Source organism: Nocardia sp. NPDC051900 (assembly GCF_044452545.1).
Lineage (GTDB): Bacteria > Actinomycetota > Actinomycetes > Mycobacteriales > Mycobacteriaceae > Nocardia > Nocardia sichangensis.
The window spans coordinates 1-25,117 of sequence record NZ_JBITBU010000019.1; the positions used below are offsets into that span (position 1 = coordinate 1).

The window sequence follows — 25,117 nt, forward strand, 5'->3', positions numbered from 1 at the left end:
GGCCGCGCGGCCCCCCCCCCCCCCCATCAAAAAAAACCCCCCCCCCGCCCGGGGGGGGCGGGGCGGGGGCGGGGGGGGGGGGGCGGGGGGGGGGGGGCCCCCCCGGGCCCCCCCCCCCCCCCCCCCCCCCCCACGCCCGTGCCGAGCCTTATTCAGCGTGCGCCAGAGCGACCCGCTGCCTCTCGGTATCGATATCGAGGATGCGCACCGTCAGAGTGGCACCGACCTGCGGTTCGGTGGACCACTCGGTGCGGTGCAGCAATCCGTGAATTCCTGGAGCGACCTCCAGGAACGCGCCGAACGGCGCGATCTGCACGACAGTGGCCTCCAGCACTCCGCCCCGAGCGTGTGCGGCGACGAAGTCCGGCCATCCGCGCTGCGGTGATTCCGAATGGGACATGTGTTTCACCTCCTTCCGGCGTCCCTGTAGTGACATGGGATTCGCGAAGAAGGCGGCGGGCCCCTGGCCCGCCTGATGATCACAGCGCGGCCGGGTAACCGTTCTGTGTGCGGCGTGTCGCCGACCCGGCAGTCATGGCGACGACCATAACCCAGCGCGACGCGGCACGGCAAGATCAAGAGCCGGAGAACAACGAAAAGCACAGTCCATCACGGACTTTGGGCGATGGATCAGCGGTCGATTTCCGCCCAGAACGCGCAGTCGTGTCTGGCGGCGAAATCGTCCGTCATCACGCTGCCGGTCGCCCGCATGAGCAGAGCGGATCCATCGGGGCCGTTTCCCGTCGACGCAGGCCAGGGCTGCCATTCGGGGGAACCCGGCGCGTTCGGGTCACCGGTGTGGGCGAAGGTGGTCCACCATCGCTGCATCTGCGCGGCGAAAGCGGCGGACGCGCCGGTCCAAGGAATCGGCACGCCCATGAATCTGGTCAACAGATAGTAGAGCTCGGCGGAGTGAAAGGCGCCGGGCAGAACCGGATTGGCGGCACCGAGCGGCGCCTGATCGAATTCGTACTGCCACAGTGGATGTCCGGCATCGCGCGCCGTTCGGCTGGTGGACATGGTGGGACAGGCGAGCTCGCTGTCGGTGATCACCGCGACCTGGGCTGCTGCCGGTGACGGGAATCGGTCCAGCGGATATCGGGCCAGGACGCGGTCCGCGTCGGCGCCGAAGGACCGGCGCACGAAACGCTCGTAGCTCGCCGCGTCCGGGATGTGGCCGCGGGCATAGTCGGTTTCGGCGACGATCAACGCACCTTCCGCGGTGGTGGTCCCGATGAGGATCGGCGCTTTCCTCGGATCCCCCACCAGGCCCTCGTCGAGTGTCCGAGTGATGACGACGCCGTCGATGGCGGGAAACCAAATGGGATTCTCCCCCTCGGATCGGGCGATCGGCGAGTCCAGGAGTCTCGATACGGGCAGTGCGCGCAGGCAGGCCAGCCGGGTCGCCGCGTCGCCGCATCCGACGCTGTCCGCATAGCGCTGCGAGCGCGCGAAGGCGTCGGCACGATCGCTCGGTGCCAGGGGCGCTTGGGCACAGGGACCGCTCTGGATGATCGCCTTGGCGAACAGGGCGTCGGAGCCGGGTGCGGCGAAGTGGGTGCAGACACTGACGGCGCCGGCCGACTCCCCGAAGATCGTGATGTTGTCCGGATCGCCGCCGAAGACGTGGGCGTTGTCGCGCAACCAGCGCAGCGCGGCTTGCTGATCCTGGATGGCGACCGTACCGGTGGCGCCGCCGGATTCGGCCGCGAGTTCGGGCAGTGCCAGGAAGCCGAACGGTCCGAGGCGGTAGTTGGGGATGGCCACGACGACGTCGCCATCCGCGGCCATCCGGGTGGGACCGTCGTATTCGGTGTTGGAGCCGTCGAGATATCCGCCACCATGGAAGAACACCATGATCGGCCGCGCGCGGTCGCGGTCGCCGTCCGGCGCGTAGACATCGATGGTCAGGCAATCTTCGCCGGTAGGCGCGAGCGACGGTATGCCGGGCAGGTATCCCGTCTGCGGACACTGCGGCCCGTGGTCGCGCGCAGGGCGCACGCCGGGCCACGGCGACACGGGGCGCGGCGGCGCGAACCGCGCTTCGCCACCGGTGGGCGCGGCGAACGGGATGCCGAAGTATTCGGTGATCCCGTCGACGGCGCGGCCGGAGATCGCGCCGCCGGTCACCACCACATCCAGCGGCGGCGACGCGACCACGGGCGCCGGAGCACCCGCGAACCACGTACCGGCGGCGACCGTCAGAGCGGTCGCGGTTCGCACGATCGAGCGAATCATGGCTGTGCCCTACCTCCGATGCGAGCGCTACGGTCGGCGGCGAGGCAGGCGGCCTCGTCCACCGCGGTAGCCGGCATCGATCGGCTCGGCGTGCGCCCTCGGATCAGGAGTCGACCGGACGCACGCGGCGGGAACCGAATCGCCGCTCGAACCCTTCACCTGGCAGTCACACGTGTACGGCGCCCGTGGACCCTCCTGGCCGACTGCGTCGACGGCGTTCGAACAACACCCGACAGCGGACGCCGTGCCCGGCCCTCATCGTCCATCCAACCCGCGGAAAGTCGCCGTTACCGATTGAGCTGCGGCAATGGCACGCGGCTGATGCTACAGCGGTCCGGTGCGCGTCGCGGTACAGACGCAGCCGTTCCGGTCGCCGCGGACCGGTGGCCACCGTCGGTACGCGTGCGACCGGCGACAGCCGAGTCGCGCGTCAGCTGTCGGCGAGCAACGCGAGTTCCTCGGCAAGAATCTCGATCGTGTCGCGGATCTGGTCTTCGGTGTGGCAGGCGGTGACGAGGAACCGCAGGCGCGCCAGATTCTCCGGCACCGCCGGGTACAGGATCGGGTTGACGTTGACGCCGCGGCGCAGCAGCGCGTTCGACAGTTTCAGCGTCTTCAGCCGGCAGGTCCGGAATGTCGCCGTCCTGGCTGTAGACGCCTTCGATCAGGATCAGCACCCGCCGGTACCGGCCGCGGATCTCGGTCAGCAGTTCGTCGAGGGCGGCGTGGTCGTTGTGCGGGAACGGGCGGCGGGTCGCGCCCGACAGCTTGCAGCCCTGCACGATGCTGTCGTGCGCGAGGCTGTCGTGGATCACCAGGTCCTCCGCGCCGATCAGGTGCCCGATGATCGTGACGTTCGTGGAGTGGCCGCCGACCAACGCGCTGCTGCCGAACCGCCCACTACGCCGCACAATCGACATCAACCCCGCACCCGACCCGATGCGAGCCGAGGCTCGCACGGAGGCGGGACACGCGAGTGCCGCACAGCAGGACGCCAAACAACCGGCTCTGCTGGACTGAGTCGCGGATACGGGGTAGAGCTCCGAAGCCTTCGGGGCTCTACGCGTCTGTCACCAGTGCCGACTCAGCAGGGCGGACGCTCGGCGGAGCGCAAATCGACGGTCGTCGCCGAGGTCAGGGCGACGGCCAGGCAGCGCAACTCCCCTGGTATCAGTATCGATCGGATCGCGCCCTGGAAACACTCGAGCATCGCGCCGTCGGACCACCGCACGTCGTAGCGGTACCAGCACCGACCCGCGCCGCCGGCGCGCTGGACGTCCCGCTCGACCCGCACGGCCAGTTCGGCGAGCGCCGCGCGAACCTGACCGGGCGCGCCGGTGCTGGCGATCTTCCACCACGGCCGATTGAAGTAACCTGGCTCGGAGATCTCGACCAGGTAGAGCAACGGCATCCCCACGACGTCGGAGGCGGTCATACCGCTCAGACTGCCGCAAAACGGACTGGACAGATGGGTGAAACGCCGGGCGTCATCAATGCGAGACCTACCGCCCGGCGCTGACCGCGTCAGGAGCCGACGCGGTCGAGCAACCAGCGTGGACCGACCGCATCCGCGCCGTGAACCGCCACGCGGTCACGCAGTCCCCGGTCCGCCGTCACCACGGTGATCGGACGGCGGCCGTCCTGCGCACGAGCCGCGGCCACCACACCGACGATGGCGTCGTCGCCCGAACCGTCCGCCCGCACCACGCGCACGCCGCCGACCTCCGGGTCCGCCGCATCGACCGCGGTCTTCGCCGCTCCCTCGAGCACCACGATCACCTCGGTGCGTTCCGCCAGACGTCCCGGCAGTCCGGTCATCCGCTCGAGCAGTCGCCGAGCGGCACCGGGGCGGTCGCGCCACCATCCGTCGGGTCGTGAACCGATGACATTCGCGGCGTCCACCACGATCAACCGAACGCCCTCCGCCGTCACCCCCTCAGTCTCCTCCCACGGTGAGCACCGCATCGGCGGCGGATTCGGCTCCCTCGGGCCGCGCCGCTCGCACCGCGGCGAGGGCGTTGATCCTGCCGTACCCGTACTTGTCGCTGTGGCCGTCGGACCCGTAGCCGCCACCCTGCGGATCGATCTTGTCGCAGGCGCCTTTCAGCAGGTTCTTCACCTCGTCCCAGGACAGCCCGGGATTCACCGACAGCATCAGGGCGACTGTCCCGGCTGCTCCCGGGCAAGCGCTGGACGTACCACCGAAGTCGTTGGTGTAGTCGCCCGCCGCGTCGCCCGACGCCGTCGTGCCGGGGTTGTAGCCGTCGGCACCGTGCCGGTCCACCGTCCAGATTCCGGGCGTGAGCGGGGCGGGATGCCCGAACGGGCGGTGCCCGATGTCGCTGCTGGGGAACGCACACCACACCGCTTTGCCGAAATCGCTGTACACGCTGCGCTTACCTGTGTCGTTGCAGGCCGCGACGGCGATGACCTTCGCGAAACCGGCATAGCCGTCGTTGTCCACGGACTCGTTGCCGTTGCCCGCCGCGAACAGCACCACACAGCCCTTGCCGCCGCGTCCGCTGGTGACGGCGTGCTCGATTGCCAGCCTGGTGCTCGCGGGCAGCGCCACGACGCGGTTGTGCGCCGGATCGCCCGGCTGGAACCATGCGCCGTCGGCCGGGCCCCAGCTGCACGAGATGACGTCCGCGCCGTGGTCGGCGGCCCACTGAAAGGCGTCCGCCTCGGCCTGCGAACCGAGCCCGGAGGCGAGCCGGATCGGCATCAGCCGGGCTTCCGGCGCTACTCCGGATGCTCCGGCCGTGCCGTTGGCGCAGGCCACGCCCGCGCACGCGGTGCCGTGATTGTCACCGTTGTCGGGGCCGGTTCCGAAACTGTCCTTCGGGCGCGGATCGCCGGTCTTCGCCGTGACGTCCCGTGGCGCGACGATCTTGGCGGCACCGGCGAATTCGGGATGGTCGATGTCGATGCCGTCATCGATGATCGCGATCGTCACCCCGGCCCCTCGGGTGATCGCGTGGGCGGCTTCCACTCCGGCATGCGCGTCGATCGTGACACCGCCGATGGTGGTCTTCTTCAGATGCCACTGCTGGGGAAAGATGGTCTTCTTGGCGCGGCTGCGGATCAGCTCGGGATGGCAGTACTCGACGTCGTCGCGATTCAGCAGCGCGGCGGCGATGTCGAACACCTGTTGGCCGGTGCCCTCCGTTGCCGCCGTGAAGTACGCATTGTTCGCGTACGAAACCTCTTGCTTCACAGTAAGATTCGCAGCTGCGAGCACAGCGAGACAATGCTCCCGATCGACGCGGTCGACGAACTTCACGAAGATGTTCTCCGTATAGAGCACCGGTTCCCCGGTGCCCGGATCCACCAGGACGTGCCCGGCGAACCGCACCTCCGGCGCGGCGTCGAGCACCGGCTTGCGCTGCTCCACCGATCTCGATCCCGCGGGCAGCCGGTAGACCTCCACCCCCGCCTCCGGGTAGGCCTGCACCAGTGTCGCGTCGTCGAGTTCGGCGCCGAGCGGGGTGCGCACCGACCCCGATTGCCGCCGGATCCCGCGACCGCTGTGCGTGCGCACCACGATCAGATCGGGACTCTGCGCCAGCTCGAAACCAGGATCGTCCTTCGTACCGAAATTCGCCGTGGGCACCATGATCTCCTTCGCCGGGGGGACCGAAGCACCAACTATGAACCAAAACTCCGGCCACCGCGGAAACACGGAGTAGAGCGACACTCTCGTGTCGGCGGCTCCCGCCTCGGCAGACCCATGGAACCCGCAGGTCTCGCGCCCGGGACTTCTCGCCGTGGATCCGGACCGGTACGCGAATCCACGGCGAGAGACGACGGGTCACGCGGACAGCCGCGCGACGGGTCAGCGGAAGGCCCGCCGGTACTCCTGCGGCGTCACCCCCACGGTCTTGCGAAAGACCTTCCGGAATGCGGCCACCGAAGGAAATCCCGTTCGAACGGTGATGCACTCCATCGTCAGAATGGTCGTCTCGAGCAACACCTGCGCCCTGCGCACCCGGGCGGTCTGGAGCCACTCGTTCGGCGTCATCCGGACCTGCTCGTGGAAGCGCCGGATCAGCGTGCGCTTGCTGACTCCGGCTCGTTCCGCGAGATCCAGCACGGTGATCTGCTCACTGAGCATCATCTCCGCCCACTCCAGTGTGGGGTTGATGGACTTGCTGTCCGCCTCCGAGCGCGGACGTTCCACGATGAATTGCGCTTGTCCCCCGTCGCGGGTCAGCGGCATCACCGACAACCTGGCGGTATCCGCCGCCACCGCGGTCCCGTAATCCGTGCGCACCATGTGGAGGCACAGATCCAACCCGGCCGCGGCGCCGGCCGAAGTCAGGATGCTCCCGTTGTCCACGTAGAGCACCGTGGGATCCACTCGAACGCGCGGATAGCTCCTCGACAATTCGGTAGCGGCCATCCAATGCGTCGTCGCGCGTTTTCCGTCGAGCAACCCCACCGAGGCGAGGGTGAACGCGCCCAAGCAGATCGATGCCACCCTCGCACCGCGCTCATGGGCGCGCATCAACGCCTTTCGCAACCGATCCGGTATCTGCGACCGATAACTCATCGCTCCCGGCACGACGATGGTTTCGGCCTCGTCCTCGAGATAGTCGATTCCCCCGAGACATGAGATGTCGAAGAACTTCGACGGAACGTCCGACTGCACCCCGCAGACCTGAACCTCGTACGCCGCGGTGCCGTCTTCCTGCATGGCCCGCCCGAAGATTTCGAGCGGAACCGAGAGATCGAACGGAATCACGTCGTCGACGGCCAGAACAGCCAATGACCTCATGTCCTCGACCTAGTCGACCCGCTGCTGCGAGTCCGGTCCCGTCACCACCAACCCGGCTCGGATCAAGCGCTTCAGGGCTCGCCCTTGCAGCACCGTCAACTGTGGCGCCAGCTCCGACCACCGGGCGGGACCACGGTTCAGCGTCTCCCACAGTTGCTCGCCACCGTCGCGCTCCAGGCACCGCACCTCGATGTCCGGGTCGGCCGCGGAGTAGATCCGATGGCAGGCAACGGCGTCGGCGAGCGGCGACGGCGCCGCGTCGCTGTTGGCGATGGGGTCCCGCCAGTAGGCGGCCAGTCCGTCGCGAACCACCTGCGGAATCTCGAACGGCGGCGACATCCCCTTGAAGCCGGGGATGTCCGCCGCCACGCCGGTGCGAATGCGTGCGTCCGGAGACAGCGCCACGATGTGGTCCTGCGCCAGTTCGACCGCGTCGGCCGCGGTGAAGGCCCGCAGGTACGGTCCTTCGTTGGCGAGATCGCGCGGATCTCGGGTGCCCTTGGTCATGATGTTCAGCAGGTCGGGCACCAGCGCGGTGTTCAGCAACGCCTGGAAGGTTCCCTCCGTCGCGTTGTCGGCTTCGACTCGCCTGCCTTCCGCGCTCCAGTAGGGGCTGTCCGGATGCGAGCGAGAGATCTCGTGGTACCACTGGTCGATACTCAGCGCCCAGGTCTCCGCCATCCCGCGCCACTCGACGTCGTAGTCCCGCCAGAGATCTCGTTTGGACTGCTCGTCCAACTCCTGGTCGAACGTCTTGCGCAGGACCAAGGCGGCCGCCCACGCTTGCGTGACGGCGAAGGACATGCCGGAGGAGAAGAGCGGATCGACGAAGTACGACGCGTCCCCCACCGCCATCCAGCGATCCTCGTACGAGCCGAAGCATTCGCTGACCCTGGAATAGTTGGTGGCCGTCAGCATCTCGTCACGGATCGGCTCCGCGTTCGCCACCAGATCCTGGAGCACCGGAATCGACTTGATCGTCTTCAGGAAAATGTCCGGATCACGCAGATCCACCCGCGCGATCGACTCCGGATTGGTCACGACGCCGATCGACCACACCGTCTCCCGCACGCCGTCGACCAGCCGGGGCGTCGGGATGTACCACACCCATCCGTGCTCGAACGCCACCGCGTAGATCGGGGACAGATCGTCCGCACGGAACACGTTCCAGTCCCCCGCCGCCCGCTGGGCGGGCACGCAATTGCGGTAGTGCGACCACACGGCTACGTTGCGGTAGTCCGAGAGCCACTGCTTGTCGCGCTGCGACCCGCGGGCGGCCACTTGATTCGCCCGGCCGGAAGCGTCGACGAAATAGCGTGCCGTGACCTCGGTTCCGTCCTCCAGCACGACCGTGGCCCGGTCCGCGTCGGCGAGGAACCGCATCACCCGCACGCCCTGGAAGACGTGCGCGCCGCAGGACTCGGCGTGCTCGAGCAGCACGGTGTCGAATTCGGCGCGGTTGATGTGCACCGACCAGCGGTACACACCGTCGACCAGATAGTCCGAGTGCTCGAAGAAGCCGACGAACGGCCGCTCGGTGTCCCACTGGTAGATTCCGCCGAACTTCTGGATCCAGCACTCGCTCGCCAGCACCTTCTCGAGCGCGCCGCTGGCTTGCAGAACGGGGACCAGCGGGTGCGCACCCGATTCGCCGATGTGCTCGCGCGGGAACACCTCGCGGTCGAACACCGCCACACGCAGATCGGTGTCGCGGCAGAGCATCGCGGCGAGCGTGGATCCGGCGGGCCCACCACCCATGATGACGACGTCGTAGTCGTCCGCTGGTCCGGAGATTGAATTAGCCATTGATATTCCTCCCTGATGGCCGATGTCTCAGATGATCTGGATGCGCTGGAGGTGCCGCGAGACCGACCCGGTGAACGAGTTCCGGCCGTGCAGCAGAGCGTGGTTCTCGGCCACGACGATGTCGCCGGTCCGCCACTCGTGGGCGTAGCAGTAGCGGGCGTCGTGCAGCCGCTCGCGCAGGTCCTCCATGACGCGCACGCCGTCCTCGGCCGAGATGCCGTCGACGGTCAAGAACAGCGGATTGGCGTAGCGCGCGGGATCCAGGGGCTCGGCGTATCTGATCGTCGTCTCGCCGGTGGCCGGATGGGTGCCGAGCAAGGGCCATTCGGCCAGGCCGCCGTAGTGCGCGAGTTTGTCGGTGCGGTACGTGATCGAGGTACGGGCCCACAGTTCTTTCAGGTCTTCCGGCGCGTCCCGATAGGTTTGGACGCTGTCGCAGAACACGGTCTCGCCGCCCGCGCCCTCGCCGCGCAGACATTGGAAGAGGAAGAATCGAGGCACCTGCTCGGCGAACGCGCCGTCCCAGTGGAACGGGACATCGCCTTTGTCGAACAGATAGTTGTCGGGAGTGTCCCGGACCACCAGATCCAGGATCGACCCGAAGTTCCATTGCAGGATCTCTCCCGCTGCCCGGCAATAGTTTTCGAGTTCCTGCTTGCCGAGCAGGCCGAATCCGCGGAGTACGACCACTTTCGCATCCAGCGCCAGCGCGAGCAGTTCCTCGACCGGCACATCGGCGAGGCTTCGTCCTTCCGAACCGGACTCCACCAGGCGGCCGAACGGCCGCAGCGGCTCCCCCTCGAGCAGTACCTCGTTCAAGCTTTTCGTCATGTGTCTCCTCAGGTTCACTGTGTTTCGATCTCTGGCGTCCGTCCGAGGACGAAATGACTGGGGCGACTGTTGCGCCATACCAGACGAGCACCCATCTCCTCGGCGTGCATCCGCTTGACCAGCGAGTAGTTCGTTCCGTCGTCGAGCACCACGCCGTGCCACGGAGTCAGCCAGCTGTCCTGGGTCCGCAGCAGATGGAAGCCGATCTTCTCGGAGTGATTCGTCTGCGGATGGATCGACAGCCGCACCGCGTCGGGGAAGATCTCTCCCATCAGACGGCTCCACGCCTGACTGCGCTGCACCACCGCGTAAGCGGTCTCCTTCGATCGGTTGCGCCGCTGCGTGGCCGACAAGTCGGGCAACAGCACGGCGTTGTCCTCGACCATGAACCGGTGTATTCCGTTGAACATGCGCCGGGCCGCGGGTTCCGTCCGGATCGCCTCGCGCAGCGCGTCGATGCCCTCGGAGTACTCGGCGAGCAGGCGGCGCCTGCGTTCGTCCCAGGACATCTCCGGCATGGCGTCGCGCAGGCCGTACAGGCCGACGGAGCCGCCGCCGGTCGAGCGGATGACGCGGCGGAGTTCGTCACCGTAGTCGTCCACGTGAACGTCCGGGATGCCAAGCGTGTCACTGAACACGTGGCCGTCGGAGCAGATGGTGACGATGGCGCCCGGCCGGTAGACGGCCGAGATCTGGTCACAGAATCCCTGCAGGGACTCGATCGCCAGAGTTTCCGCCATGTCGGGCAGCCGCCCCAGCGTCTTGCGGCGGTTGCGCGACTTCGCCGGGAACGCGGGGATGATGAAATGGACCGGCACGCCGGCCTCGATGTATCGGATCACTTTGCTCAGGTGCGGCGCGAAGCAGTCCGCACAGGGAGCCACATCGCACAGCGACTTCTCCTCGGCACTGCGCCGACGGGCGAAGACCATGCGAAGGATCCGGGTGGCAACCGACTCGACGTCGTCGTCGGGTCTCGGGTGGGCTTGTGGTCGCTCGAGCTCCTGGAGTCGCTCGGAGCCGTTGTCGACAGTCGTACTCATCACTACCTTCCGGACACACAAAAAGAGCGCACGCAACCGGACGGCACAGAAAAATTCCCGCGATCAGCGCGGAGCGAGCCGTCGGCATCTGCTTGCGATCAGAACGTCGTGCTGGGATACGGATTCAGTGCCGAAATTAATTCGATACCCGAGAACCGCGAGCCCCGATGCTCACAGCCGGATCCGAATCACCTACCCCAATTGATCCAGCACCCCCCCATGTTTTAAACGGTTCTGTGGTTTATAACACCAGGATAGCGCTGCCCGGACAGGGCGGCAACCATATTGTTTTCCACCGCAGGGAAGGCAATTCGGCGGTGCATGGCATCGCCACGCACCGCCGAACAGGTAATTCGATTGTTGCCGACAGTAAACCGAAGCGCCTAACTCGCCACCTTTTCCGCGACAACCGCGACGCGTTTCGGCCGGGCGAAGCGGCGCATCGCGGGAGATTCCACGAAGGTGAACAAAGACCATGCGGCGAGAATATTCAGGAGGAACAACGCGACGATCAGCGATACCGCGACCGGCGCGCTGAAGGTGGCGGCGTCCATCGTGCGGCGGACGTAGAACAGCGTCACGCCTTGACAGATGTAGAAGGCGAAGGAGATCTCACCGAGCCGCACCATGAGCCTGCTGGACAGGAACCGCGAGGCGCCGTCGAGGTCGGACTGGGCGGCGGACCCGATCAACAGCGCGAGGGGCACCGCGGTCGCCAGGACGAAGCCGACGTAGAACGGCGTGTACATGGCCACCACGTATCCCGCGACCACCGCTGCGAGAGACGCCCAGAGCGGCACCCGTATCCAGCGCCCCTCTTGCACTATCCGTGCCACGAACACGCCGAGGAAGAATTCGAACAGCCGCGACGGCGGAAAGAGATAGCCGAACCAGAGCTGCAATACGGGTATCGGTGTGAGCTCCGACTTCTCGGAACTCGGTATGACGAATGCGGTCAGCAGCACGATCACACAGATGCCGGCCACCATGGCGGCGGCGCAGTACCACAGGTATTTCGACTCGATGCGCAGTACGACCGGTATCAGGAACGGGAACAGAACATAGAACAGGAGCTCACAGGACAATGTCCAGGACGGTGTGTTGACCCCCGCGTTGATGTAATTCTGCGGGAACCAGGCATGGATCAGGAATAAATTCGGCAGCCATGCCTTCCACGGCGTGATAGCCGCCGCGAACAACACCATCGAGGCCACCCACAGCGTCAAGTGATTGGGAAATATCTTGACCACTCGCCGCCGAATGAACTGCAATTTGCTCGATCCCGGTTTCCACGACCAGGTCAGCACGAAGCCGCTCAAGACGAAGAAGAACGACACCCCGAGAAAACCCGCCTTGCCGACCACCCATGCCGCGTCGTAGGCGATATCCGGGTCGGCGAACAGATTGACCGGTTTGTAAGGCGGTATCGGCGAGGCGGGCAGCATCACATGGAATACGAACACCGAGAACGCCGCGAAGAACCGCAGTCCGGTCAGGGACGGCAGCCGTTTGCGATTGTCGACTTCCATCGCGATCAGCCCAGACCGACGACGAAGGGGAATTCCGGCCGGCCGCCCATCACGAAGGCGCCGGTGGACTGGATCACCTGGTCGTGCGCGATGATGTGCCGCGCCATCGTGTTCGTGTCACGCAGCCAGATGTCCAGCGGATTCGGCCGGTAGATCGAATCGGTGCCGACGAGTTCGCACAGCCGGGTGAGGATGCGCTGCGCGGCGCGGAACGCGTTGGTCCTCGCCAACGCGGTCGCGATCCGGAGATCGGTCGGCAAGTCCGCGAAACGCCTGTGGTCCAACGCGTTCCACAGCTCCTCCACCGTGTTGACGACAGCGCCACGCGCGACGATGTACTCCATCTCGCACTCACCGAGCAGGTACTGGGCGCGGTAGTTGTCCGCCCACTTCTGACCGGTCGCGTTCACCGTCTTCCCGTCCGCCAGGCCGCGGACATAGTCGAGGGCCGCACGGGCCGTGCCGAGCGGCACACCCGGCATGATGCGGGCCAGCGCCTCCGGTTCGGACAGCTTCCCGCGACAGCTCTTCCGTTCACTGAACGCGAAGGAATGGTGCTCCGGGACGAAGAGACCCTCGACCGCGTAATCGTTGCTGCCGCTGCCGCGTAAGCCCGTGGTGTCCCAGGTGTCGAACACGGCGACCTGATCGCGGGGCATGAAGAAGAGCCGGACGACCGGCGCGCCCTCCGCGGTCTCTTCCATGCGGCCGCCCGACGTCACGAAAGCGCCGCCGATGACCAGGTCCGCGTGCGTGATGGCGCTGCCGAACTTCCAACGTCCCGTCAAGCGATAACCGTTCGCCACCCGCTCGGCGCGGCCGGCCGGGAAGATCAGTCCCGCGGTGATCAGATCCTGGGTCGGCATCAGCTCCGCGACGGCCCGCTCGTCGAGATAGCCGGCGTAGATGCCAGTCGCGGCGCCGATCATGGCGCACCAGCCGGTGGCGGTGTCCCCGTAGGACAGCGCCTCGACGACCTCGAATTGCTCCAGCGACGTCAGGCCGGGGCCATCGATCTCCGCACTGAAACACATGCGGTACACACCGATCTCACGCAGCCGCTCGACGATGTCGGAGGGAAGCCTGCGCTGCGCATCGATCTCGCTGCGACGTGCCGCCAGATCGGGAACCAGCGAACGCACCGCGGTCAGCAGGGATGTCGCCGAAATTGTTGCTGCAGTCATTGCGGAACTCCTAAGCCAGAGAAGGTGCGTGCGGTCGCGGCCGCTCACGCTGGAGCAGTTCGATCGCCGAAGTGGTCTGCTCGGGACCGAGGGCCGAGTAACCGCCGTCCACGGTCCATTCGGCTCCGGTGACGAAGCTGGCCTTGGACGAGGCGAGAAACGCCGCGACTTCGCCGATCTCGCGTGCGTCTCCCGCCCTGCCCAGCATGTGGAACCGGGATGCCACCGCATCGGTGCGGGCTCGGTCCCCTTCGGTGATCTCGTTCATCACGCGAGACCAGGTCCAGCCCGGGGAGACACTGTTCACCCGGATCCCGTCGCCCGCGTATTCCAATGCGAGACTGCGGGTCAGCTGCAACAACCCCGCCTTGCTGACCGGGTATCGAACGCGCCCGGCCTGAGCTACTCGCCCGCTGGGCGAGGTGAAGTTGACGATGGAGCCCGCCGTGTCCCGCAGTCGGTTTCGGGCCTCTTCGCACAACATCGCCGTACCGACGACATTGGTGTTCAGCACCTCGAGCCACTCGGCCCGCGCATCTGCGCCAGGCCCGTCGTCACCGTAGACGCAGGCGATGTTGACCAGCGCGTCGATACGTCCGTGCGCGTCGGCCGCGTCCGCGACGAACGACCTGACCGACGAATCGCTGCGCAGGTCGACGGGTACGAAGAGAGCGCGCTCGCCGATCTCGGCGGCCGCCTTCTCTCCCCCGTCCGTATCCAGGTCACCCAGTATGACATTCGCCGAATAATCGGCGAAGACGCGAGCGACTTCGGTGCCGATGATGGTTGCCGCACCGGTTACGAGTACTGTCTTACCTTCGAACAACGTCGACTCCCCTCGGCTGCGCCCTCCGACCGGCGCAAGCCATGGATCGAAGTATTCCGAACGGAAAGAACGACCAGCCAGTACCTTTCGCGACAGACATGCACACCTTTGCGCCAGCCCGCGCCGACACCCCCGTGAATGTGTCGTAGATCACTCTCGACTCTCGCTCGTCGGGCCGGTGCGATATCGTCTGAGCGCAGGCAGTCCATGTTTCGGGGGATTCACACTGCGGTCGACGCGTCACGGAATACCCCGTGCGAGAATCGGATCCGCTCCTCCCCTCGATGTCGGAACGGAGTCGAGGCGTTGCCGAGCGACCAAATGATCTTCTTGTTGTTGGATCTCGTACTGATCGTGGCCGCGGCGCGTGTGCTGGGTTGGCTGGCCGAGCGATTGGGCCAGCCTCCGGTGATCGGCGAGATCGTGGCAGGCGTGCTCGCGGGCCCGACGTTGCTCGGGGCGCACTTGTCCGAGACCGTCTTCCCGCACGATATTCGCTCGTATCTCACGGCATTCGCGAACGTCGGCGTGATGATCTTCATGTTCTCGGCGGGCCTCGAGATGGATCTGCGGTCCGTCGCGGGACGGCGACGATCGGTCACCGCGGTCGCGCTGTCGGCCTACCTCACACCGTTCGCGCTCGGTTCCGCCGTCGCGGTGTGGGCGCTGGCCCGGCACGACGGCGGCAACCGGCTGAACTTCGCGCTCTTCATCGGCTGCGCCCTGGCCGTCACGGCGTTTCCGGTGCTGGCCCGCATCCTGCACGACCGCAAGCTGCTCGGCACCCGGCTGGGCCAGACGGCAATGACCTGCGCGGCATTGGACGACGTCCTCGCCTGGTGCGTCCTGGCGGTGGTCATCGGCATCGCCCGGCCCGGCCTCGGTCACCACTGGCGGTTGCTGTTGTTCGTTCCGCTGGTCGTGGTGTTGTGGTGGGCGGTGCGCCCCGCCCTGGACCGCATCGCGGGCGCCGGATCCGAGAAGAACCCGTCCAACATGGTCTTCGTCGGCGTCTCCGGCGCCCTTCTGCTGGGAGCGACCACCGAATGGATCGGGTTGCACCTGATCTTCGGCGCGTTCCTGTTCGGGGTCGTCTTCCCCCGGCGGCTGCGCACGGCCGTCGACAGCGGCGCGCAACTACTGAGCAGCATCTTCCTGCCCGCGTTCTTCGTGGTGGCCGGCCTCCAGGTCGACCTGGGCGGACTGGATCGCACCAGTATCGCCGAGTTCGCGGCGATCATGTTCGCCGCGCTCGCGGGGAAACTCGGCGGTACCTACTCGGCGGCTCGGTTCGGCCGGACCGGCCGGACGGAATCCGCCGCGCTGGCCGCGCTCATGAACACCCGGGGGTTGACGGAACTGGTGATCCTGAATGTCGGGCTCACGATCGGCGTCATCGACCAGCGGCTGTACTCGCTGCTGGTCATGATGGCGTTGATCACCACGGCGATGACGGCGCCGTTGCTGAAACTTTTCGGTGTCCCGCACACCCTGCGCGACGACGGCGCGCCCCAGGGCACGGGGAAGACCGAGCGCCGCGCGGATTCCGCTGTTCAGACGGAGGCCGCGGCCTCGTGAACCAACCGCACGCGGCTCCCGATCCCGCCGGCGCGCCTGCGGTCGACGGCCGCCACGTCCCAGCGGCTTTCGTCGACGTCGACGAAACGTTGGTCCGTTGTGTCACCTTCCTGTCCTTGTTCGTCTTCGACGCGCGACGCCGTGGTCGAGGCGAGGAAGCCGACGCCGTGCTCGAGGAGTTCCGCGCGCTGCGCGCGGCGGGGATGAGCCGCGGCGAATCCCATCGGTGGTTCTATCGGCACTGGGCCGGCCGCGAAGTCGCCGAGGTGTCGCGCACCGGCCGTGACTGGTTCGCGTCCCGTGCCGCGGATTCGGCGTTCTTCAATATCGCGGTGCGGCGCCGGTTGGACGAGTTGCGCCGCGCCGGGACTCGCATCGTCCTGGTGTCCGGCTCGTTCGTCCCCGCACTCCATCCGATCGCCGAAGCCGTCGGCGCCACGTCGGTCTTGTGCACGACGCTGGAGACCGCGGGCGGCAGATACACCGGTGAGGTGCCCGCGACGATGGTCGGAGCCGACAAGTCCGCGGCGCTGCTGCGCTACGCCGAGCGAACGGCCGTGGACCTGTCGTCCTGCGCGGCGTTCGGCGATCACCACTCCGATATCGCGATGTTCGACCTGGTCGGCCACCCGGTCATCGTCGGCGACACCGACCGGCGGCTGCACGGCTATCCCGCGGAACGGCTGCCCGGCTAGCTTCCCTGCTGCCTTCCGTTGCCGATCGTGAACATGTGCCGATACTGCCCCGGGCTGACACCGAGATGGCGCTTGAACAGAGCCCTGGTGTTCGCCGGGTTCCCGAGGCCGACGCGGTAGCCGATCTGGTCGATCGGGAGTTCGGTCGTCTCGAGCAGTTCCCGCGCCTGGTTCAGGCGCGCGCTGGTGATCCAAACGTGCGTGGAGGTTCCGGTCTCTTGCCGGAATCGCCGTATGAAGCTGCGGCGTGAGAGATTCGAACGCTTCGCGAGATCCTCGAGCGAGTGCCTGCGGTCGAGGTTCGCCAGAATCCACGCCCGTGTCTCGGCGAGCGCGCCGGAGGAGGTCTGCTTGGCGAACTGCCGGGTGTACTGGGCTTGGCCGCCCTCGCGCACCGGGGGCGCCACCAGATCGCGAGCCCGTTCGTTGGCGGCCGCCGCGCCGATGTCTTTGCGCACCACGTGCAGGCAGAGATCGATACCGCTGGTCACTCCGGCGGAGGTCAGCACATCGCCGTCGTCCACGAACAGCCGATCCGCGTGCACCTCGACGTCGGGGTATTCGCTCTGGAGCAACGGAGCGGCCCGCCAATGCGTCGTGGCAGGCCGGTGCGACAGCAACCCCGCGGCGGCCAGCGCGAAAGCCCCGGTACAGATCGACAGCATTCGCGCGCCGCGGCCGTGGGCCGCGCGTAGCGCTCGCAGCACCGGTTCCGGCGGCGGCGTCGCGAAGGACGCGTACCCGGGCACCACCACCGTCTCCGCGTCACGCAGCGCCTCCAGCCCGGCCACCGTCACACACGACAGCCCCGGAACCGAGGTCGCCGCCGTCCGAGAGACCGCGCACACCTCGAGCCGGTAGTTCGGGTCGGATCCGAACACGTCGATCGGGATCGCGGCGTCCAGAAGCACTACTTCATCGGGAATGACCACCGTGACCCGACGCTCTCCCCCATCCGGTTGCATGGCCCGATCGTAGCGGTGAACGGCACTCGGGCTACTACCCCGGTCTTCCGGCGCGCACATAGCCTCGCTCGAGTATGCGAGCCGACAAGCCGAAAGAAGGGGTTTGATGTCCGATTTGACGGACTTCTCGACCAGCAACGGAGGGTTCCGGAGCGTCGTCGTGACCGCTGTCGAGATGTCGACCGCCGTCGGCACCGGCACCGATGCGACATGGAAGGGACTGCTCGCCGGAGAGACCGGGATCGCCAAGGTGCAGGACCCCGACTTCGAGCGTTTCCAGGTGCCCGTCGACATCGGCGGCCAGTTCAAGCTCGATCCGACCGAAGAGCTCAGCCGCGTCCAGAAGCGCCGCATGTCCTACGTCCAGCAGGTCGCCTATGTCATGGGCAAACGGATCTGGGACACCGCGGGCCGCCCGGAGGTCGATCCCGATCGACTCGGCGTCTGCATCGGCACCGGTCTCGGTGGCGCCGACACGATCATCGAGTCCAACGACCTGATGCGGGAATCGGGCTACCGCAAGGTGTCCCCTTTCGCGGTGCCCATGGCCATGCCGAATGGCGCCGCCGCGGTGGTCGGGCTGGAGCTCGGTGCGCGAGCCAGCGTGATCACACCCGTCTCGGCGTGCGCTTCGGGATGCGAGGCGCTGGTCCACGCGTGGCGCTCGATCATCCTGGGGGAAGCCGACATGATCGTGGCGGGCGGTGTGGAAGGCCGTATCAACCCGCTGGCGGTGGCCGGATTCGCGATGATGCGGGCATTGAGCACCCGGATCGACGAGCCCGAGCGCGCGTCGCGCCCGTTCGACCGTGACCGCGACGGTTTCGTCTTCGGCGAAGCCGCAGCGCTGTTCGTGCTGGAGTCCGAAGATCACGCGCGGGCGCGAGGCGCGAAGCCCATGGCTCGCCTGATGGGGGCAGGCCTGACCGCGGACGGCTACCACATGGTGCTCCCGCACCCGGAGGGCGCGGGAAACATTCGCGCGATGCGCCGCGCGCTGGAAACGGCAGGCGTGAGCGGCAAAGACATCGACCACGTCAACGCCCATGCGACGGCCACCTCGTTCGGCGACCTGGCGGAGGCCAAGGGGATCCGGGCGGCCGTGGGCGACCACCCCTCGGTCTACGCCCCCAAATCCGCGCTGGGGCACTCCGTAGGCGCGGTGGGCGCGGTCGAAGCCGCCTTGACCGTGCTCAGCGTGCGCGACGGTGTGGTGCCGCCCACCTTGAACCTCGACAACCAGGATCCCGAGATCGATCTCGACATCGTGCACGGCAGCGCGCGCACCCAGAACATCGAGTACGCGCTGAACAACTCGTACGGATTCGGCGGCCACAACGCGGCCGTGGTGTTCGGCCGCTGCTGACCGCGGCGACGCCCGGTGCGCCCGCCACTCATGCGTGGCGAGTTCGCCTGCCGGAATCCTCGCCGCCGGTTCGACCGGTCCCGCGACGCGCGCGTTTTCCACGGGCGATCTCCGTCGCGAGCGCGTCGAGCGGTTGAGCGAAATGGCGCATCGGGTCCGCCAGCCCGGTCAGCCAAGCCCGCGCGGCCTCGATACCGGCGGGGTCGAGGGCGTACAGCCGTCGTGTGCCTTCGGCGCGGACGTGTACCAGCCCGGCGTCGCGGAGCACCTTGAGGTGCTGGGAGACGCCGGGCTGGGAGATCCGCGTGCGCTGCTGCACGGCGGCGACCAGCGCGCCCGCGGGCTGCTCTTCGGCCGCCACCATTTCGAGAAGAAACCGGCGGACGGGGTCGCCGAGCGCCTCGAAGATCTTCGCCGGCGATCGATCCATCAGGACTCGGCGCCGTCCTCCGGGACGACCGTATAGAAGTCGATCGTCCGCCGCGCCGCCGAGTTCGCGGCGTCTGGATCGTCACCGTCACTTACGGCCGCCTCCGCCCAGCCGAGTGCCGCCGTCCGGACGAACGTCAGGCCCTCGGGTGTGGTCGGGAAGGCCAGCCCCTCGGCCGGGTCCACCGGATCTCCGCTCGACAAGTGCAACCCGAGACCCATGAGGGCGAGATCCCAGCCGACGCCCACCGCGCCCGGCCCGTATTGCGCCCAGAACTCGGGGGCGACCGGCGCCTCGTGCAGCAACTCCAATTCGGTGCCGTCCGCGGTCGGCGTGAGCACGAGGGTGAGCCAGGAGATCTGCGGTCCCATCTCCCAGGTCACGGCGAGCCGCTCCGGCGCGTCGCACTGTTGGACGACGCCGTTGGCGTTGCCTTCGAGCTGATAGCGCCCGCCGACCCGCAGATCACCGCTGATCGGCAGGAACCAGCGCGGAATCCGCTCGGCATCGGTGAGCGCGTCCCAGAGATCCGCTCGATCGGTCGGGTAGTTCCGACGGGCTACAGCTATTCGGGTGGGTACGCCGTCGCGGGATCCGGTGCGGACCTCGCGGGTCACGAGCCCGGCGATAGCGGCGGGATCGGTGAGCAACGCCATGACAACCTCCTTGATAAGTTTTGGCTTATATTAGCGGCGCGCGGCGTGACCGCAAGACCGGTGCGGCGCCACCCCGCGAGACCGGACGCGCGCCGCCCCGATCAGTCGTCTGGAGACAACCCCGCGATCGCGCGCAGCGCGGAGATCATTCCCGCGACCGGGATGCCGGGATCGATCGACCGGAACAGACCCAGCCCGACGCCGAGGGCCAGCACGGCGACGGCGGCTTCAGCCCGGGGCATCGGGGTGTCGAGATTGTCCGTCGCGCGCAAGGCGGCGCCGACCATGCCCACGATGTTGTCGAGCCGGGTCGCCAACTCGGCGCGCAGGTGCTCGTCGCGCCGAGCGTGCACGCTGAACTCCAGTTCGAGATGCGTCCAGTCGGGCTCGCCGACCACCCGTTCGGCCCATTCCGTCATCCGGAGCAGTCGCTGCGCGGCCGTCGGCGCGGCGATGATCTCGGCGACCTCCGTCGCCCGCTCAGCATGAATTTCGTCGAGCACCGCCAGACATAACTCGTCCTTGGTGCGGAAGTTCGAATACACCGCCCCTTTGGTGAAACCGGCGGCTTTCGCGACCTTGTCCAGTGTCGTGGCCTGAAAACCGTCCTCCAGAAAAAGCCGCTTGGCGGTCGCGATCAAAACAGCGCGCGTCCGCGCCTGGCTCTGCGCCCGGGTCGGACGGGAACGCCACGCCCCCGCGAGCCGCCGACACTCATCGCTATTCCCGGACAATTTCGACCCCTTACAGATACTCTCAGTATCCGATTCTAGATGCCAGGGGTATCCCAATCGCAGGAAGGATCGCATCGTGAGGAGCCGAATACTCAGATTGGCCACAGCTTTGACGGGAACCCTCCTCGTGGTCGGGGGTGGGGCCGTCGCCGCCCCACACGCATGGACGGAACCTGCCGCGGAAACCGTCGCCGGCGACGATTTCTACATCCCGCCTGCGGCACCGGCGGGCGCACCGGGCTCCATCATCCGCACCGAAGGGTCGCGGCTGGCGATCTCGGTCCCCGGCGTCCCAGGGCAGATCCCCGCGACGTCGACGCGCATCATGTACACCAGCAGCGATACCCACGGTGCCCGCACAGCGGTGACGGGAACCTATCTGGAACCGTCCCAGCCGTGGACCGGTCCGGGCGAACGACCGCTGATCTCCTACGCGGTCGGCACCAAGGGGCAAGGCGATCAGTGCGCGCCGTCGAAATTGCTGGCGCAATTCATCCAATACCAGCCCCCGTTCGACGTGATCGTCGAATACGACGTACTGGCGATCTACACGCTGCTGGCCCGCGGCATGTCGGTGATGGTGACCGACTACCACGGTCTGGGCACACCGGATGTGCACGACTACCTCAACCGCAAATCTCAGGCCTACGCGGTCCTCGACGCCGCGCGCGCGGCGCTGCAATTGCCGGGCACCAGCCTGAATCCCGGATCGCCGGTCATTCTGTACGGATACTCCCAGGGCGGCATGGCCTCCGCGGGCGCGGCCGAACTGCAGCCGAGCTACGCCCCCGATCTGAACGTGCGGGGCGCCTACGTCGGCGGGCCGGTGGTAGATGACGAGTACTTCATCGCCTTCAACGACGGACGAGCCCCGCTCGGACCCGCCTTCGCGTGGATCCTCAACGGCATCGCCGCCAATTACCCCGAGACCCGGCCGGTGCTCGACGCCGAACTCAACGACACCGGTAAGGCGATCATGCGCGAGTCGATGGACAAGTGCGCCGTGCCGCTGGGACTGGCCCAGCAGTTCCCGAATACCTCACAGTGGACCACCAGCGGGCAACCACTGACGGCGGTGATCGATCAGTCGCCGGTGTTGAAGGCGGCGTTCAACGACCAGCGGGTCGGCACGATGACCCCGGGAGTGCCCGTCCTCATCGCCTCGAACCAGGCCGACGAGGGCGCGCCGTACGTGCCCGTGCGCGAACTGGCCGCCGGATGGTGCGGCGGTGGCGCACCCGTCCAGCTGAATGCGAATGCCGAGCTACCCAGCGTCATCACCGGGTTGCGGGTTACCCACGTACTGGCGTTCTTCCCGTCGCTGGGGGCCTCGCAGGACTGGATGACCGAACGGCTCGCGGGCCAGCCCGCGCCGACCAACTGCGGAGCGCTGCCCTGATTTGCGAAAGCACGACCAACTCGGATACCGTCAGTATCTGAATCGGAGATTCGCGCGGCGCGCCGCGCACAGTAGTTCTGCTCGTAGTGCCGCGAACTTCGTGCACCTTGGTCGGCCGCGGTTCGGTTTTCACGACCGAGCCGCGGCCGACTGCCTGCCCGGAGGAGCACAGGCGTCCGCGCGGCAGGCGGAGCCTCACCCCACGGTCTCCCGGCGCCCCGGAGCCGGTGCATTGATTTGCAGAAAATTTGCTATTGATCTTCGCTAGCTGGGTCGAAATCGGGACGGAAAGGTGCGGATGTCGGAGTTGGCTCACCCCCGCCGACCTGAGCCACTCAGGTGTGCGCAACGGTGACACTCGGACGTCTGGCACGAGTCGACCCGCGTCGGATCCGGCAACTTCGACCGTCCGAAGGCCGGCTGTCGAACCTCGGCTGTCGAAATCCGCAGCGCTTCCAGACAGTCGACGTCACAGCGGCGAACAAGCACACCGTTGCCGATCCCGTCTACGCCACGCCGAACCGAACAGGCGACACACGCGAGACGGGTCCCGAAAACCTCCCCACCGATCGGGGGTCGGACCGTGTGCGCATGATGAGGATTGCCCGCTCAGGCAGCGGTTTCCACGGTTCACCACCACCTGGCGAACTTCCAGTTATCCTGGATTGGCGCGCATGGTTCAGGTGTTGTCCGCAGTCGGAACTGTCGGTTGAGTGTCGTCCTCACGGATCGGCGAGATGACTATGACGATCTTCGAGCACACGCGAGCCCGCGACCCCAAGCGGTACCTCTGGATTCTCGGCTTGATCGCCCCGGGTTGCGCACTGCTGCCTTCCACGTTGGTGGCACACACCGGACTGGAACTGTTCTGGTGGATCGGCCCGATCATCGTGCTGGTGGTGATCCCGTTGCTGGACTGGTTCATCGGCGACGACGGAAGCAACCCGCGCGACGAAGACTACGAAGCGCTGTCCAACGATCGTTATTACCGTTGGTGCACCTTTCTGTTCCTGCCGATGCAATTCATCGGCCTGCTCATCGCCGGCTATATGTGGGCCAGCCATGAGCTGAGCCTCGCCGACAAGCTCGGCTTGGCGGTCACTCTCGGCTTCGTTTCGGGTATCGGTATCAACGCCGCCCACGAACTCGGCCACCGCGCCGAACATCTCGAACGGTGGCTGGCCAAGATCGCGCTCGCGCAGTCCGGGTACGGACATTTCTTCGTCGAGCACAACCGCGGCCACCACGTTCGCGTCGCCACGCCCGAGGACCCGGCCAGCGCCCGCTTCGGCGAATCGCTGTGGCAGTTCCTGCCGCGCACGATGATGGGCGGGTTCCGGTCGGCACTGGCGCTGGAACGCACGCGCCTGGCCCGTAACGGCAAACGTTGGTTCAGTCCCGGTAACCATTTGTTGCAGGCCTGGGCGATGAGCGCGGTGCTGTTCGGCGGCCTGATCGTGACCTTCGGCCCCGTTATCACGCCGTACCTCGCCATCCAGGCGCTCATCGGCGCGGGCCTGCTGGAAACCGTCAACTACGTCGAACACTACGGACTGCTGCGTACCCGCCGACCCGACGGGCGTTACGCTCGCTGCTCGCCGCGCGACAGCTGGAACAGCGACCGCCTGGTCACCAACATCTTCCTGTTCCACCTCCAGCGCCACAGCGACCACCACGCCAACCCCGGCCGCCGCTATCAGACCCTGCGCAGCTGCGACGTGGCGCCGCAACTGCCCGCCGGCTACGCCACCATGGTCGTGCTCGCCGCGATCCCCCCGTTGTGGCGTGCGGTCATGGACCCCCGCGTCCTCGCCCACTACAACGGCGACATGACGCTCATCAACCTCAAGCTCCGCAGACGCAGGCTACCGCTGCCCATCCGGTACCCGCGCGATGACGTGCGATGGGCCGCGGACCCCGGCACGCACGGCATGAGCCCGTCGACCGGCGACGACGACCTGTTCCCCACGGAGGCGAATCGCTGATGCGGCCGCCGTCCGGCAGGCGAGGGTACGGATTCAGTGCGGCAGGCGCCGAGCGTCGGGTTTGAGACAGGTGAACTGCATGACGTCGGTATGCCCGCGGCGGAAGTACTCGGCGGAACCGGTCAGATACCGCATATAGGCGTTATAGGTGTCCCGCCCGGCGAGCTCGACAGCCCGGTCCCGGTTCTCGTGGAGGGCGTCGGCCCAGCAGTCCAGTGTCGTGGTGTAGTGCGGTCCCAGTGCCTGGATGTCGGCGACGGTGAATCCGGCGTCCTCGGCGTATTCGGTGACCCCTTTGGGATGATGACCGGTCGGCAGCGGAAGCTCGCCGCCGGGGAAGATGGTCTCGCGCAGAAATCGCAAGAACGCGAAGTCGTCGCTGGTGATCTGGGTACCGTGTGCCCGCAGATGTTCGCGGCTGTAGCTGACCACGGTCTGCAACAGCAGCACCCCGTCGGAGGGCATGATCCGGTAGGCGAAATCGAAGAACTCTCCGTAGCGGTCCACCGGCAGGTGTTCCAGCGCTCCGATGCAGACGATCCGGTCGGCGCGCCGGTCGAAGTCCTCCCAGCCCTGCACGCGCACCCCACCGTACGGACGGCCCCGGATCAGCCGGTCGACGAGCATGTCCCGCACGTATCGGTACTGGTTACGGCTGCGGGTCAGCCCGATCGTGTTCACCCCGTAGGTGTCCATGGCGCGCAGCATGGTGGAGCCCCAGCCACAACCGACGTCCAGCAGGGCCATTCCCGGCTGCAGATCGCACTTGGCCAAGGCCAGGTCGATCTTCGCCGTCTGGGCTTTTTCCAGGGTGTCGTCAGGATGGGACCAGAAAGCACAGCTGTAGGTGCGGGTCGGGTCGAGGAAGAGCCCGAAGAACTCGTCCGGCAACTCCTCGCGGGAGAGCACCTCGTGGTAAAGGGGGGCGTGAACACTCATGATGGCGGATCTTTCGCACGAACCGGCACTGCTTGTTCAGCGGAAGCCGCCGGGCGGCTTCCGGCCGGGTACGGACCACGATGTGAACGCACCGACCACGCGCTGCCGACGGGGACGACCACGCTGTTTCGCCGTG

The 25,117-nt window shown here is 67.0% G+C and carries 23 protein-coding genes and 1 pseudogene; 6 read left to right on the plus strand and 18 right to left on the minus strand.

Going from position 1 to position 25,117, the window contains the following annotated elements:
• Positions 1-148: 148 nt before the first annotated feature.
• From ACIA5H_RS28075 to ACIA5H_RS28085, 3 genes and pseudogenes are all read right to left on the minus strand, one after another.
• Positions 149-400 carry a S1 RNA-binding domain-containing protein gene (locus ACIA5H_RS28075; RefSeq protein ID WP_355076594.1) on the minus strand — a complete coding sequence of 84 codons (252 nt, stop codon included), beginning with the start codon at positions 398-400 and terminating at the stop codon, positions 149-151.
• Positions 401-630: 230 nt separating this feature from the next.
• Positions 631-2,238, minus strand: coding sequence for a carboxylesterase/lipase family protein (locus ACIA5H_RS28080; RefSeq protein WP_397078418.1), 1,608 nt, complete (start codon positions 2,236-2,238; stop codon positions 631-633).
• A 617-nt stretch (positions 2,239-2,855) separates the two neighbouring features.
• A pseudogene (locus ACIA5H_RS28085) lies at positions 2,856-3,116 on the minus strand (aminotransferase class I/II-fold pyridoxal phosphate-dependent enzyme); the annotation flags it as partial.
• Between ACIA5H_RS28085 and ACIA5H_RS28090 the strand changes: the two are divergent.
• Positions 3,082-3,258, plus strand: coding sequence for a hypothetical protein (locus ACIA5H_RS28090; protein ID WP_397078684.1), 177 nt, complete (start codon positions 3,082-3,084; stop codon positions 3,256-3,258). The pseudogene ACIA5H_RS28085 and the gene ACIA5H_RS28090 sit on opposite strands and share 35 nt — an antisense overlap.
• 64 nt (positions 3,259-3,322) lie before the next feature.
• Here ACIA5H_RS28090 and ACIA5H_RS28095 read toward each other — a convergent pair whose 3' ends face one another.
• From ACIA5H_RS28095 to ACIA5H_RS28140, 10 genes are all read right to left on the minus strand, one after another.
• The gene (locus ACIA5H_RS28095) at positions 3,323-3,673 is read right to left on the minus strand and encodes a hypothetical protein (protein WP_355076603.1); all 351 of its coding nucleotides are present in this window, start codon (positions 3,671-3,673) and stop codon (positions 3,323-3,325) included.
• Between the two features lie 89 nt (positions 3,674-3,762).
• Complete coding sequence (locus ACIA5H_RS28100) at positions 3,763-4,170, minus strand: hypothetical protein (protein ID WP_397078420.1); 408 nt, start codon at positions 4,168-4,170, stop codon at positions 3,763-3,765.
• A 4-nt stretch (positions 4,171-4,174) separates the two neighbouring features.
• Complete coding sequence (locus ACIA5H_RS28105; RefSeq protein ID WP_397078422.1) at positions 4,175-5,854, minus strand: S8 family peptidase; 1,680 nt, start codon at positions 5,852-5,854, stop codon at positions 4,175-4,177.
• Positions 5,855-6,073: 219 nt separating this feature from the next.
• Positions 6,074-7,015, minus strand: coding sequence for a GlxA family transcriptional regulator (locus tag ACIA5H_RS28110; RefSeq protein WP_397078424.1), 942 nt, complete (start codon positions 7,013-7,015; stop codon positions 6,074-6,076).
• Positions 7,016-7,024: 9 nt separating this feature from the next.
• A complete protein-coding gene (locus ACIA5H_RS28115) occupies positions 7,025-8,821 on the minus strand; it encodes an NAD(P)/FAD-dependent oxidoreductase (protein WP_379252682.1) in 1,797 nt (598 codons plus the stop codon).
• A 27-nt stretch (positions 8,822-8,848) separates the two neighbouring features.
• Positions 8,849-9,652 carry a TauD/TfdA dioxygenase family protein gene (locus tag ACIA5H_RS28120; RefSeq protein WP_379252681.1) on the minus strand — a complete coding sequence of 268 codons (804 nt, stop codon included), beginning with the start codon at positions 9,650-9,652 and terminating at the stop codon, positions 8,849-8,851.
• A gap of 14 nt (positions 9,653-9,666) precedes the next feature.
• Positions 9,667-10,695, minus strand: a complete 1,029-nt coding sequence (locus tag ACIA5H_RS28125; RefSeq protein ID WP_397078427.1) for an L-tyrosine/L-tryptophan isonitrile synthase family protein — start codon at positions 10,693-10,695, stop codon at positions 9,667-9,669.
• Positions 10,696-11,078: 383 nt separating this feature from the next.
• A complete protein-coding gene (locus tag ACIA5H_RS28130; protein ID WP_397078429.1) occupies positions 11,079-12,224 on the minus strand; it encodes an acyltransferase family protein in 1,146 nt (381 codons plus the stop codon).
• A gap of 5 nt (positions 12,225-12,229) precedes the next feature.
• On the minus strand, positions 12,230-13,456 hold the full coding sequence (locus ACIA5H_RS28135; protein ID WP_397078431.1) for an acyl-CoA dehydrogenase family protein: 1,227 nt from the start codon (positions 13,454-13,456) through the stop codon (positions 12,230-12,232).
• Entirely contained in the window at positions 13,419-14,234 is an 816-nt protein-coding gene (locus ACIA5H_RS28140) for an SDR family oxidoreductase (protein ID WP_397078433.1), read from the minus strand. Before ACIA5H_RS28140 ends, ACIA5H_RS28135 begins: the two co-directional genes overlap by 38 nt.
• 306 nt (positions 14,235-14,540) lie before the next feature.
• Between ACIA5H_RS28140 and ACIA5H_RS28145 the strand changes: the two genes are divergently transcribed.
• Positions 14,541-15,812, plus strand: coding sequence for a cation:proton antiporter (locus ACIA5H_RS28145; protein WP_397078435.1), 1,272 nt, complete (start codon positions 14,541-14,543; stop codon positions 15,810-15,812).
• Positions 15,809-16,507, plus strand: coding sequence for an HAD family hydrolase (locus tag ACIA5H_RS28150; protein WP_379252675.1), 699 nt, complete (start codon positions 15,809-15,811; stop codon positions 16,505-16,507). Before ACIA5H_RS28145 ends, ACIA5H_RS28150 begins: the two co-directional genes overlap by 4 nt.
• Here the strand turns inward: ACIA5H_RS28150 and ACIA5H_RS28155 are convergent.
• On the minus strand, positions 16,504-17,472 hold the full coding sequence (locus tag ACIA5H_RS28155; RefSeq protein WP_355076625.1) for a helix-turn-helix domain-containing protein: 969 nt from the start codon (positions 17,470-17,472) through the stop codon (positions 16,504-16,506). The two genes, ACIA5H_RS28150 and ACIA5H_RS28155, sit on opposite strands and share 4 nt — an antisense overlap.
• Before the next feature lie 106 nt (positions 17,473-17,578).
• Here ACIA5H_RS28155 and ACIA5H_RS28160 point away from each other — a divergent pair, with 106 nt between their 5' ends.
• Complete coding sequence (locus ACIA5H_RS28160; RefSeq protein WP_379252673.1) at positions 17,579-18,838, plus strand: KasA/KasB family beta-ketoacyl-ACP synthase; 1,260 nt, start codon at positions 17,579-17,581, stop codon at positions 18,836-18,838.
• A 28-nt stretch (positions 18,839-18,866) separates the two neighbouring features.
• Here ACIA5H_RS28160 and ACIA5H_RS28165 read toward each other — a convergent pair whose 3' ends face one another.
• The 3 genes from ACIA5H_RS28165 to ACIA5H_RS28175 all read right to left on the minus strand — a co-directional run bounded on the left by ACIA5H_RS28165 (position 18,867) and on the right by ACIA5H_RS28175 (position 20,565).
• Positions 18,867-19,268 carry a metalloregulator ArsR/SmtB family transcription factor gene (locus ACIA5H_RS28165; RefSeq protein ID WP_355076628.1) on the minus strand — a complete coding sequence of 134 codons (402 nt, stop codon included), beginning with the start codon at positions 19,266-19,268 and terminating at the stop codon, positions 18,867-18,869.
• Positions 19,268-19,924 (minus strand): SRPBCC family protein, encoded by a 657-nt coding sequence (locus tag ACIA5H_RS28170; protein WP_397078439.1) that lies wholly within the window; start codon positions 19,922-19,924, stop codon positions 19,268-19,270. The genes ACIA5H_RS28165 and ACIA5H_RS28170 overlap by 1 nt, the downstream gene beginning before the upstream one ends.
• Positions 19,925-20,025: 101 nt before the next feature.
• The gene (locus ACIA5H_RS28175; RefSeq protein ID WP_397078441.1) at positions 20,026-20,565 is read right to left on the minus strand and encodes a TetR/AcrR family transcriptional regulator; all 540 of its coding nucleotides are present in this window, start codon (positions 20,563-20,565) and stop codon (positions 20,026-20,028) included.
• Between the two features lie 169 nt (positions 20,566-20,734).
• Here ACIA5H_RS28175 and ACIA5H_RS28180 point away from each other — a divergent pair, with 169 nt between their 5' ends.
• Complete coding sequence (locus ACIA5H_RS28180) at positions 20,735-22,057, plus strand: lipase family protein (RefSeq protein ID WP_379252668.1); 1,323 nt, start codon at positions 20,735-20,737, stop codon at positions 22,055-22,057.
• Between the two features lie 737 nt (positions 22,058-22,794).
• Positions 22,795-24,042, plus strand: a complete 1,248-nt coding sequence (locus ACIA5H_RS28185) for an alkane 1-monooxygenase (protein ID WP_379252667.1) — start codon at positions 22,795-22,797, stop codon at positions 24,040-24,042.
• A 33-nt stretch (positions 24,043-24,075) separates the two neighbouring features.
• Here the strand turns inward: ACIA5H_RS28185 and ACIA5H_RS28190 are convergent, their stop codons facing one another.
• A complete protein-coding gene (locus tag ACIA5H_RS28190; RefSeq protein ID WP_397078444.1) occupies positions 24,076-24,981 on the minus strand; it encodes a class I SAM-dependent methyltransferase in 906 nt (301 codons plus the stop codon).
• Positions 24,982-25,117 lie beyond the last annotated feature (136 nt).

What these genes read in the sequence shown, in the direction of transcription:
- ACIA5H_RS28155 (WP_355076625.1), bottom strand. Translation starts at nt 17,472, where the DNA reads ATGCAACCGGATGGGGGAGAGCGTCGGGTCACGGTGGTCATTCCCGAT.
- ACIA5H_RS28115 (WP_379252682.1), bottom strand. Translation starts at nt 8,821, where the DNA reads ATGGCTAATTCAATCTCCGGACCAGCGGACGACTACGACGTCGTCATC.
- ACIA5H_RS28105 (WP_397078422.1), bottom strand. Translation starts at nt 5,854, where the DNA reads ATGGTGCCCACGGCGAATTTCGGTACGAAGGACGATCCTGGTTTCGAG.
- ACIA5H_RS28125 (WP_397078427.1), bottom strand. Translation starts at nt 10,695, where the DNA reads ATGAGTACGACTGTCGACAACGGCTCCGAGCGACTCCAGGAGCTCGAG.
- ACIA5H_RS28160 (WP_379252673.1), top strand. Translation starts at nt 17,579, where the DNA reads ATGTCCGATTTGACGGACTTCTCGACCAGCAACGGAGGGTTCCGGAGC.
- ACIA5H_RS28190 (WP_397078444.1), bottom strand. Translation starts at nt 24,981, where the DNA reads ATGAGTGTTCACGCCCCCCTTTACCACGAGGTGCTCTCCCGCGAGGAG.
- ACIA5H_RS28075 (WP_355076594.1), bottom strand. Translation starts at nt 400, where the DNA reads ATGTCCCATTCGGAATCACCGCAGCGCGGATGGCCGGACTTCGTCGCC.
- ACIA5H_RS28090 (WP_397078684.1), top strand. Translation starts at nt 3,082, where the DNA reads ATGATCGTGACGTTCGTGGAGTGGCCGCCGACCAACGCGCTGCTGCCG.
- ACIA5H_RS28110 (WP_397078424.1), bottom strand. Translation starts at nt 7,015, where the DNA reads ATGAGGTCATTGGCTGTTCTGGCCGTCGACGACGTGATTCCGTTCGAT.
- ACIA5H_RS28080 (WP_397078418.1), bottom strand. Translation starts at nt 2,238, where the DNA reads ATGATTCGCTCGATCGTGCGAACCGCGACCGCTCTGACGGTCGCCGCC.
- ACIA5H_RS28095 (WP_355076603.1), bottom strand. Translation starts at nt 3,673, where the DNA reads ATGACCGCCTCCGACGTCGTGGGGATGCCGTTGCTCTACCTGGTCGAG.
- ACIA5H_RS28130 (WP_397078429.1), bottom strand. Translation starts at nt 12,224, where the DNA reads ATGGAAGTCGACAATCGCAAACGGCTGCCGTCCCTGACCGGACTGCGG.
- ACIA5H_RS28170 (WP_397078439.1), bottom strand. Translation starts at nt 19,924, where the DNA reads ATGGCGTTGCTCACCGATCCCGCCGCTATCGCCGGGCTCGTGACCCGC.
- ACIA5H_RS28120 (WP_379252681.1), bottom strand. Translation starts at nt 9,652, where the DNA reads ATGACGAAAAGCTTGAACGAGGTACTGCTCGAGGGGGAGCCGCTGCGG.
- ACIA5H_RS28165 (WP_355076628.1), bottom strand. Translation starts at nt 19,268, where the DNA reads ATGGATCGATCGCCGGCGAAGATCTTCGAGGCGCTCGGCGACCCCGTC.
- ACIA5H_RS28185 (WP_379252667.1), top strand. Translation starts at nt 22,795, where the DNA reads ATGACTATGACGATCTTCGAGCACACGCGAGCCCGCGACCCCAAGCGG.